Annotated in this window: 6 protein-coding genes; 2 read left to right on the forward strand and 4 right to left on the reverse strand. The window is 45.3% G+C overall.

What is annotated here, in order from left to right; all coding sequences use genetic code 11:
• The first annotated feature begins 601 nt into the window (after window positions 1-601).
• Together KAU88_09625 and KAU88_09630 are read left to right on the forward strand one after the other, a co-directional pair.
• On the forward strand, window positions 602-1,300 hold the full coding sequence (locus KAU88_09625; GenBank protein ID MCK4478764.1) for a hypothetical protein: 699 nt from the start codon (window positions 602-604) through the stop codon (window positions 1,298-1,300).
• A gap of 10 nt (window positions 1,301-1,310) precedes the next feature.
• Window positions 1,311-1,604 carry a hypothetical protein gene (locus KAU88_09630; GenBank protein ID MCK4478765.1) on the forward strand — a complete coding sequence of 98 codons (294 nt, stop codon included), beginning with the start codon at window positions 1,311-1,313 and terminating at the stop codon, window positions 1,602-1,604.
• Window positions 1,605-1,611: 7 nt separating this feature from the next.
• On the opposite strand, the gene KAU88_09635 is transcribed toward KAU88_09630, so the two are convergent.
• From KAU88_09635 to KAU88_09650, 4 genes are all read right to left on the reverse strand, one after another.
• Window positions 1,612-3,135, reverse strand: a complete 1,524-nt coding sequence (locus tag KAU88_09635) for a VCBS repeat-containing protein (GenBank protein ID MCK4478766.1) — start codon at window positions 3,133-3,135, stop codon at window positions 1,612-1,614.
• A 920-nt stretch (window positions 3,136-4,055) separates the two neighbouring features.
• Complete coding sequence (locus tag KAU88_09640; GenBank protein MCK4478767.1) at window positions 4,056-4,316, reverse strand: hypothetical protein; 261 nt, start codon at window positions 4,314-4,316, stop codon at window positions 4,056-4,058.
• A 9-nt stretch (window positions 4,317-4,325) separates the two neighbouring features.
• A complete protein-coding gene (locus tag KAU88_09645) occupies window positions 4,326-9,647 on the reverse strand; it encodes a hypothetical protein (GenBank protein MCK4478768.1) in 5,322 nt (1,773 codons plus the stop codon).
• A gap of 543 nt (window positions 9,648-10,190) precedes the next feature.
• Window positions 10,191-10,465 (reverse strand): hypothetical protein (locus KAU88_09650; GenBank protein ID MCK4478769.1); only part of this gene is annotated, 275 nt, incomplete at its 5' end.

Raw genomic sequence — 10,465 nt, forward strand, 5'->3', positions numbered from 1 at the left:
GCTTTGTTTTCCATAATACCCGTCTATCACCTCCGGTATGCAATTATAGCAAGACGTTCTCTTTTGCCGCTCTCACAAAAGCGATAACAGGGTAATCTTTTTTTCTGCTATTCTCAAGGATATTTTCAAGATTTGATATCGAGACAACCTAAAATGCATTTTAAGGCAATGTTTTTATTATGATTTAATACCCCGTTCGCTTGCGGCTGGGAGCTTCATCTTTATTCACTTCTCGACGATACAAACTTATAAACTGAGGAGCCCCTAAACCCCTCGTCAACTTGGTGAACTAATGTCCCGCAAGCCCCTTTATACAGGATTATCAACTACCCAAGACCGTACATACAACCAGTCGAAGCCATCTTACGGAAATATCAAGATCAAGATTTCAGCTATACTGATGCAGTCAGTTTTGCAATCATGAAGCAACATGGAATTATAGTTGTTTGTAAAAATGTTGTAATTCCTAAAACGGGGATAACCTGTCCGCAAAGGAAAAGGGCCTGCGCAACAAGAAACATTGTTCTTGATTTATAAAGTTGCAGTGTGTAATATATTAAAAATATAGAGGATCTAATAATCTTAAAGAGGAGGTGCTATTATGTCTTTAAATACAGAACCACTCCCCCCACAAGATAATCCACAACTTGAACAGGATCCACCCGAGGCCGACAGCTCTGATGAGCGTTATTGGTGGGGACCATTCAGTACATTTATTTCACGCCGTATATCATCTTCTACAGAGCACTATTTTATACCGAAAACTCCTATCAAATATGAACCAAACCCAGGGCAGCCTCCTAACAAGGTCACCGTGCTCAGGCTGCCTGGTGGTTCAGCATTATATGCAGTGCTGAGTGAGGCTTGGTCAAAGGGAGTGAAAGCTAATGTTTGGTTTGGTTTCCCTTGGATAAACCGAACAGGTATTCCAGGTATAGGTGCTACGGTACGACAAGCAGAAATTCTCTGGTCGAGAGAAGATTCGGTTGTGGAAAGTGCTGAGAGTGTGGTATGTGGAGTTCCTGCTTCCTCAACAGTGCAGTCTTACATTGACACTTTACCTAAGGGAGAGGAGAATGTAGATCCTGAACCTTTTTGTCGAGAGACAGTAAGTTTTGCCAGGAAGAGTTCACTGCGCTCTGCGGCTGGTAAACTCTATGGCCTGTGGCATTATGACTTTCGTCGAGCTTGCGAAGGCGCACCGCGTGAGAGATATATTCACGAGCAATCGATTCTCGAATTGCTTGATGTTGGCACATGCGCGAACGGCCACGTTATTACCATGTGTACTCACTTTTAGTGGAGGCCTCATGTCAGGAGAAATATCAGCAGAGAAGAAGAGTAAGAATCGCAACGAAGGTCCTTACGAAACCTTCGTTGCCGAGCGTTTAACGAAGGCTCGTTCACATTATTTCCGTACAAGTGATCCTAAGATAATCGGCGGTTACTATTGGATGCGGATTTGGGTCAATTCACCACTAGCAGTCATCTTGACTGAGGCATGGAACAAGGGTAAGAAGCTAAAAGTTATTCTTGGATATCCCTATACCAGTCCGGATGGAACACCGACTGCCTCGGTGAAAACCGCTCACATTATATGGTGACTATGTATTATAACAGGTCGACGATATGGCGTTGGAGGCCGTTTTCGTCTGTAAAGGAAGTCATCTGGCCAGGACTAATTTGCCTTGTTGAGTTCATTCTTTTGTTTAGGTAGACAATTGATCCATCCTTAACGAAGATGTCAATGTCTCTGTCTCCATCCAGATCGACAAACCGACAGTTTTCTAGCTTCCGGCACTCTTTGGGCAGGTAGTAAGCAGGAGAGTCAACCCAAACACTTTGGCCTTCCTTGCCTGATGCCTTACCTCGATTAAGAAAGACTTTACGTTCGCCGTTACGGTTAGGCATGATTAGATCATCGAGCCTATCGGCATTTACATCGGCAAAAAAAGCGCCTTTGCATTCAAAGAACTCTTCAGGCGGATAGATGCCGCTTGATTCCGGTACCAGTTCCCATTTCTTGGGGCCACGCGGAGGAATTCTATAGATGGCTTTGACATACGGGCACTGATCAGCCTCTAGTCCCCATAGGTTCTTTCTCCCATAAATGACAAGATTGGTCTTTCCTTTGCGTTGGAGAGTAGCAAACCGAACATTACGAAAACCTTCGAGATGGCGCCTAAATAAGCGGTCTTCAGTATTAGGGTTTCCATCACTAAACGGTAATATGAAGCGACCATTGGGCTCACCGGTGTCATTTGTTATGTCCTGCCGTTTCCAGAAGGAATGCTTGGCCTTGCCCTCATATTCTCTAGGTCGCCAATTTCCGTCGGCAGCCCAAACAGCTTGAGAAAGATGGACTTCGATTTCGTTATCACCCCAGGTCGTGTCGTAGCGCTTTGTACAGTTTCCCTGACAGCGGTGTGGCGCAAGAAGTGTTTTAGTACTCCCCTTAAGGTGATAACACTTGCCCACGAAAAACAGGTAGGTGCGTCCGTCGAGATTTACAAATTGAGCGCCCTGATTCCATGCGTATTCGAAAGGACGTAAACAGGGAGCATCCATTGGCCAGCGACTGTGTTCGGATCCGACGGCGCGTTCAAATTGCAGTGGAACAGGCAATTGAAGTGCATCACTGTCGTCGGGTGACCGCCAAACAGTGCCATTCTTGATTACGAAATCTCCGAGTTCGTTGTTTACTCGTGGAAAATATACCTGACTAACGTATTTCAACTTGGTCTTGGAGACAGGCGTGTAATAGCTGGTGACGAGACATTGCCAACCGGAGGTGTTGCGATTATCGCCTTTTCCGAATGAAACCGCAAGAGTATTGAACTGACTGCCCGCAGGAGGAGAACCGTTGGCGTTGGTTAGAGGTCGTGGCGGTGCATATGGTATAAAATGTGTCCATTGGCCGCCTCCCTTTCCTGCAAGCCAGGCGTCAAGTCTGTTTGTGGAAGTGCTAACCAGATCAATGAAATCATCTCGGTTGATTTTGACAAAGCGCAGGCCTCTGTACCTTTTTTTTGCAAATGACATTCCTTTTGGAAGGAGCCAGATGTCGTTCTCCACTTTTTGCCACATACTACTTTTAGGAGCTTGCGGGTTGTGGCTTTCCGTTGTCTGTGACATTGGCTCTGTCGACAGGCCGGCATATGAAAATTTTAGGGCTGTTTTTTCATAAATCCCAAAGGTCTGAACGGCTGTCAGGAACTTGGTGTTGCTCCCGCCAATGGTTCCGGTCGTGTACGAAAATTTCCATTGACAAATAGTCTCTTTGTTACTTCTCGTCTGTATGAGCGAAAGATCGCTAAGAAAATTCACTTGATTGTGTAATTGGTATGTGAATTTGAGTTGAAATACTCCTGATTTAATATGTTGCAGATGTTGCTCACCGTTCAAAGCGCTGTAGCAGAACTGCACTGTGGTTCCATCGGGCTGATGGATACAGTGGGGTAGGGCAATGCCCTGTTCTTTAATAAGTAAGAACTCGTATGAGTATCCATTATAATTTTTCAGGCTAACGAGTATGATGTGTTTATCTTTCCGAACCTCTCGGACGGGGACCTCATTAACACCGACATAGATGTAGGTATGTTTCTGGCCACAAAAGTAGTCTATCTCCGGTTTTAGAACATTGATTTTTTGAGTGCTATCCAGGTGAAGGGTGTATACAGCTTTCCAGCCGAGGCCTGTTGCCTCTTGTTCACCTTGGGCATCGTGATAGGACCAGGAGAGTGGTAATCCCTCAAGCGGAGTGCCGGCAGTTAGATTGTAAGCGTATTTAAAGTCTCGTTGAACTACAGATGCTACCGGACGGCCCTCTGCTGCAGGCATCATGTCATGTTTGCGGCGATCAATTAACGGTCGATGTTCTGCGGTGTACGCACTATCTATCGAGTATTCAACTGACAGTTTCTCAGGTCGGTCAGCAGCAAAAACGGTTGAAGAGACGATCGCTAAAAATATGCCTGTGGCCCGGAGTCCTCGGACCACAGATATAACGTGTGCCAAACCCAGTCTTTTCACGGGTATCACCTGCTTCTTTCTATTCAGCCCTGCTCGGCCTGCGAGATTGATTTGATTACGCACTGTGGCTTTGGGACGGCTTCATTCGGATTGATTTCGAAGTTAAATCTTGGACCATCTTCATCCGGGCGGAACAACCTCATCATCAGACTCTCCAGTTTCGGATATTCACCGTACCGGAACACTATCTGATTGCATCCGTCCTTGCTGCCATCAATAGTGAATACAGTTAATTTGTGGCCCACTTCAATTTTGATAATCTCGAATCCCTTCTTTTCTGCCATTTGATTCCTTTAACCTCCTTTTCCCATCACGAAGTTCCACGCACGAGATGCAATATCCCATACTTCCTGACTTGGTCCTGTGGCTATGTTGCTGAAGATCGCTTTGAAAGGATTGCCGATTGCTGCCCTTGTCGGATGATGGGCCTTGAGCCAATTTCCCCTCAGAGTATTGAGAACCACCTGGTTGGCAGGTGACTTAAGATCCACTTTCAATTGTGCAGGAATTTTATTATAAAAGGCGTTTGCGAACGTCCTCTGCCCTGCCGCATACATGCGACGACCGTATGAGGTAAGTTGACGCCAATAGGGATTCATTGCTGCACTCTGGTTCCACCAAGCGCTAATGCGCGATCCGAGATTCTGTACATACTGAGCTCCTCCATGGATCATACGATTGCCCATTCGACTAAAAGCGGCAGCACCGGTTGTCATAGCGACCCCAGTTCTTGTGGCTAAATTGGCAACCACAGGTGCGGCTCTGGTTGCCGCAGCAGCGCCAGCTCTTATCACGGTTGGCGCGGCAGCCGCTACGTTTGCCACAAGGATGACTCCCCCGGTAACCTGGCCCGCAGTGTAAGCTGCCGAGTTTTTGTCGACAACACTGTTGAGGCCTGTGCTCTCTCGGATTTTATTCGTGATACCAAGTGAGACGACATCGCCGGCACCGGCAGCAAAAGAACTGGTGGTCTTGTTGAGAATTAAGTCTGTTACCGGATTATTCCACAGAGTTTCCTTCACGCTACTCCACGAAGGTAGAGACCAATGCCCTGTTGGATCCGACTGACTTAGTGGGTTATTGTTGACGTAGACATATCTGTTGTGTCCAAAGGCGGCATTGATATCGTCATCTTCTGAATCAGGAGAAAGGAACATACCAATAGCCGGATCGTACAGGCGAGCACCAAAGTCATAGTGATCAAAGCCGTGAAATCCCACTACATCTGCGCGATGACCTGTGAACATAATGTTCGGTTTATATGTTCCGAGCTGCTCGCTTACGAGCCCGAACGTATCATAATTCGTAGAGTTTTCAACATTGCCCTCATCATTGTATACAAGGGAAACTGTCTGCAGGTGATCGCGTTGATAATAGTGTAATCTTGGTTTGTCACTGCCTCGCTGCCATTCATAAGTTGCAATTCTACGCTCATCATTCATGATATGTACGGAAACACTATCTTTCTCATTGCCTAACCACGTGATTTCAAGTTCATTGTCTGCATAAAATACCAGTCGACCTTCGAGGGTGTCATACATAATCGCGCGTTTATTTTCGGCACCATAGCCATAGCACATCTGTCTAATGATCCGCCTCTCGGGTCCAATAATGTGCATTTGTTGCAGTCTGTTCGCGGGGCTCCATTCGAGCATTCTCTTGGCCATCGTCTTCTCGTTGGTGTCACTGAGTAGGTTGCCAAGCGAATCATAACGTAATGCGCGTTCGTGAAGACCGCTCAGTTTACTGGCTTGATGCGGCGCTGATTCATCATAGGCGTATATGGTTTCACCTTGTGCATTTCGGTAGCGAGCGCGACTGCCGTTCGCACAGTACTCGAACTGCTCCTCGACTCCGGCTTCTTGTACGGAGATAAGCTGGTTCTTGTCATCATATCCATAAAAGGATTCAGTTGTGACCTGCTTTTCATTTCCGTTTTCATCCAGGCAGGCAGAGCTGATTGCTCTTTGTCGAATATTGCCTGCTGTATCGTGTCGAGTGAGGTGATCGAAAATCTCCGTCGAGCCCTTTTGTGATGTGATTCGTGTAATGATGCCCGATTTAGGTTCATATTCGTAGCAAGTTTTGATTCCATTGCCCAGTTCAGCGACTCGCGCCTGTTCTCGAGCAGTGAATTGACCTTCGGGTACGCTCCAAATGACCTTGTTGTCCAACATGACTTTGGTGAGCAAGCCGGATTTATCATCGTATTCATATTCAACCGTACTGCCACCCATGCCAAAGATTTCAGGGTGTTTAATTCGCATTAGACGTCCACCTTTGGTGCCGTCATAAGTTAGATCAGTTCGAGTCTCGACACTGCAATCAACGCCCACATCGGGCCATGAGACGTTCCACGACTGGACCTCCTGGCTGAGATATCCGAACTCGTCGTAAAAAGATTTCTTGCAATGGGTGTAGGTTCCCAGTTTGCTCTTTTCACGGACTTCCTGGACGGCTATTTTGCCAGTACCATGTGGTTCTCTGTCATACTGACTACGAGTCTCGCGAATATCACCACTCTCTTTATCCTCTTCTATCTGCAAGACAATTCGATCAAGTTCGTCATATGTGTTTGTGCAGATACGTTCACATTCATCGCCCTTTCCCTGTATGATCTTCACAACCCTACCCAGATCGTCATATTCTGTGAGGGTTTGTCCCAGGCTGACATCCATAGTTCTTATTGGCTTGTCGTCAAGCCGTTGCCCGTAATCCACTGTTAAAAGGTTGACACCCATGCTATCGGAGATACTGACTTTTCTGGAGGCGACGTCGTACTTGTAAGTCAGTTCGTACCGGGTTGATTGGCTTGGCTGCCCCTGAGCTTTCCTGATCTCGCGCCCGGCGACATCAGCCACCTTGTCCTCAATTACTTGTGTGTGCAACAGTTTACTGACGCTTCCATCTTCGGAGCACTCGAAAATATCTTGATACTTTGTCTCCCGAAGACCATCGTAGGAGATGCGCTCCACCCTACCATTAGTGTGGGTAGTTTTGGTCAATCGAAGCTGTGGATCATCATATTTCATGACACTCCAACCGGGAGAAGGCTCGTCCTCGAAATGTGGCTCGGAAATGCGTTTTGGCTTACGGGTACGCAGATCATACTCTGTTTCTTCGGCGACGATCAAGCGACCTTTGTATCCTGTTTTAATAGTTTTTATCTCTCTGTTCAGCTTATCAAAGTACTTTTTGGTGCTGGCATTGGTGTGGACATGGATTGTCTCAATACTCAGTTCATCTTGTGTGACAGTATAGATATGCCGCACGCTGTCTTTAGCTCCGTCACGACTTCTGTTGATATGGCCTTCGTATAAGTCCTCCAGGGCGCGACCCAGGCCGTCATATCGCATCTTGCCGATCATACCGTCGACATCAATGATATGTATCGGCTCCTGGAAGCGGCGATCGTATTGCAGTGTTCTCTTGATCTGGCCTTTAGCATTGATGATTTGTCTTGGCAGAAAGCGGTAGGGACCTTTATCATAATAGGCTGTTTCCTGCACCAGGAATTGCTCGCCATTATTGTAACGATAGGTTCGAAGCTCTCTTCCCGTTTGAGGATCATATTCAATTATAGTTTTCTCAGCTTTTTCATGGGTGTAATATGATTCCTTCTCTATCTCTTTGCCGTGATCATCATACTTATTCAAAGTCAATTCAATAAGCTTTAGCTGTTGTATTGATGGGTTATCCGTTGCTTCCTTTTTAATCATGGTAGGCAAACCCACAAATCGATGATTAGCAATCATCTGGTTCCAGTATTCAGTAGTTGTCTTTGTTTGTAGCACAAGAGATCGCTCGGATTCATGTCCGGCATATGATGATTCGATCTTCTCGAGAACGTTGCCAAACTGATCAACCGCATAGGTCCACGGAGGTTTACTCAAAACCGAATTGGTTGATGCCTCCGGGATCTCAGACACAAAGCTGGCGATGATGGTTTGGCCATCTTCGGCATAGACACGTTTGACCGATCTTTGAACAAAGGGTCGAAAACGCCCGGCCCCGTATTCGAGGGCAAGCCAACGATTTTCCTCTTCCCTGATTTTATGCTCACCCCTTTTTGTTTCCGGGTTGAAGCGAGCAAATGTAATCTGTTTCTTCACTTTCCCATGGTGAACACCGCTAATTTCAAGGTGGGTTTCTATATAATGGTTGGTCTGCAGATCATGGACGTGAACCTGCTTGTGTCCACGATATTCTCTAGTGCCCACCATAAGTCCGTTGAAGTAGCGATAGTTGCGTTGCCACTCCTGCTTATCGGCTATTTCAGTTTGCGATGTTACAAGTTGAATATCCTCCAGGCCGGTGGCGCCCTTATCGCCTTCGTCGATCAGGCTGGCGTTTCCATATGTCAAGCGTATTGCACGACCCAGAGGTTCGGTTACCAGCTCAGCCAAGGCTGGGTTGGTTGCACCGGCGTTGGTATATATGAAACGATGGGGGGGCATTGCGGCTGCTTCATCCGGTTTTCCATCCTCACCATAGCAGTGCTCGTTGATCGAGTTTGCTTGAAAAATGTTGAATTCGTTTTTTGTTGAGTCGATGTCAAGTTTTCTTATTAGTGTTTTATTACTATTGTCGAAACGAATATATGTTTGAATCTCTGTAAGTCGGTCCCATACAAAACAGGAAGTAGCATCTTTTCGGCCGGATGATTGTTCGGGTTTAACTTCGAAGAAACCGAATTCAGGGTCTGCACCTTCCTTGCTGTATATGAAATGGATTTCTGAATCCCAATAGCTACCATCACTTATCATGCCGCTTTTGACCACTATGGGACATGAAAACTTGATATCGTTTGGGAACTCCTTGTTCTCCGACAGTTTGTACTCATATTCGACCCGTTGTCCGTATGGGTCCGTTATAGAGATAAGCTGCCAAATCTTATTCCGCATCTGCCCTGCTATTTGTTTTTCGCCCGCAATGCCAGGTATGCCGAATTGATAGGAATGGCCATCTGCAGTTTGCACTGTCCAATAATCGATTTCTGCTTCGCCAGAGTCCGGGTCTATGGCATCGTCTTTGATATGGCGGATGGCTTCGATAAATGCTCCTTCGCTTTTTGCTACAAAAATATGTTTGTTTTCTTGTCCCCTTTCGTCTTTTCGATATAACCGAACCAATGTGTGGCTTTCACCATTCAACTCAAGTCTAAAGCTATCTGTAGATTTATGAGTACCCTGGTTGTTGAGGAAATTCGGGAATGTTTTGTCATCAGGCGCATTACGTTCGATACGTCCAACCATAAGCCGCCATCCGGCAGCTACGAAACTATGGTTGTCGCTTGATCTGGAGTTATAAACAAGTGAGATATCAGGAGTCGGTCCGCCGTGGCAAGTGGGAGGAACAAATACCGGAACATTGTATGAGAGTGTCCCGCTATGTTCATCTACCTTACCAAAGCCACCTTGCCCAAGGAAAATTTTCCCTCTTGGTGTTGTGGTCGAATCATCTGACTCACAATTTCCAGAAGTATCCGATTTGTTAGCGGCTAATTCCTGCTCTATTTCAGCTTGACGGATTTCATCCGCTGAACGAACCTTTTCCGGTATATCTGAGGTCACGTTTTCTTCCATCAATTCGGGAGTCATAGCCATTTCTTTCATAACTTACCTCCAAGATTTGTGGTTTGTAGACCTTAATCTTTATGAGATACATTAAATCAGGATGTTTTTTCTTTATCAATAAAATATTTACTTTAAAATATTTACTTTAATTTTCGGAAAATATTCTTTGGAAACAGTATGTTTAGCCCGGTAATTGTTCCGGCAGTTTTTTCTATCCTTATTTCAGGAGGATCTTCAATCTTAATTAGTGCCTGTCCGAAAAAAAGGTTAACCATTTGAATTAATTGAAATTGAATCAATATTTTCTCTTGCAAAGATATTTTATATGTGCTATAAATATTTGTTAAAAATCAGTAAGTTACATATTGTTTTCCTATTTGGCATGCCATTTTCACCAAAATCTTCGCATGAGAAAACTAAAAACTATGAGAAAAACCTTTAAACCTCAAATTACCTTCGGTACTGTTCCCATGTCAAATAAAATAAAAATTTCGACATCTTTTGTCGCCACGAGCTTGTTCCAAATGAATGGTGAAGGGTGTCATGGTGAATGTCGTGAAAGTTGTCAAGAAGTGAAAGGTGTCAAAGCTTGAAGAAGTGAAAGGTGTCAAAGAAGTGAAAGGTGTCAAAGCTTGAATTGAGAATTACACTCTTCTTTGACACCGATTTCGCGATCGGAAAACAAGCAGTAACTTTTACTGCTGGACAGGTAGAAGAGTTTCGGAGTTTTATTTCGAGCAATCGTGCTGTTTTAGCGCCTGAAATTGGCGGAGAAAAGTATAGTGATGATATCAGGTTTGCAATGTTCCGATAATATCTGTTAGCCGCGGGATATTTCTTTTTATAAGAAAGGCTTC

Source organism: Candidatus Bathyarchaeota archaeon, assembly GCA_023131225.1.
GTDB lineage: Archaea > Thermoproteota > Bathyarchaeia > Bathyarchaeales > SOJC01 > JAGLZW01.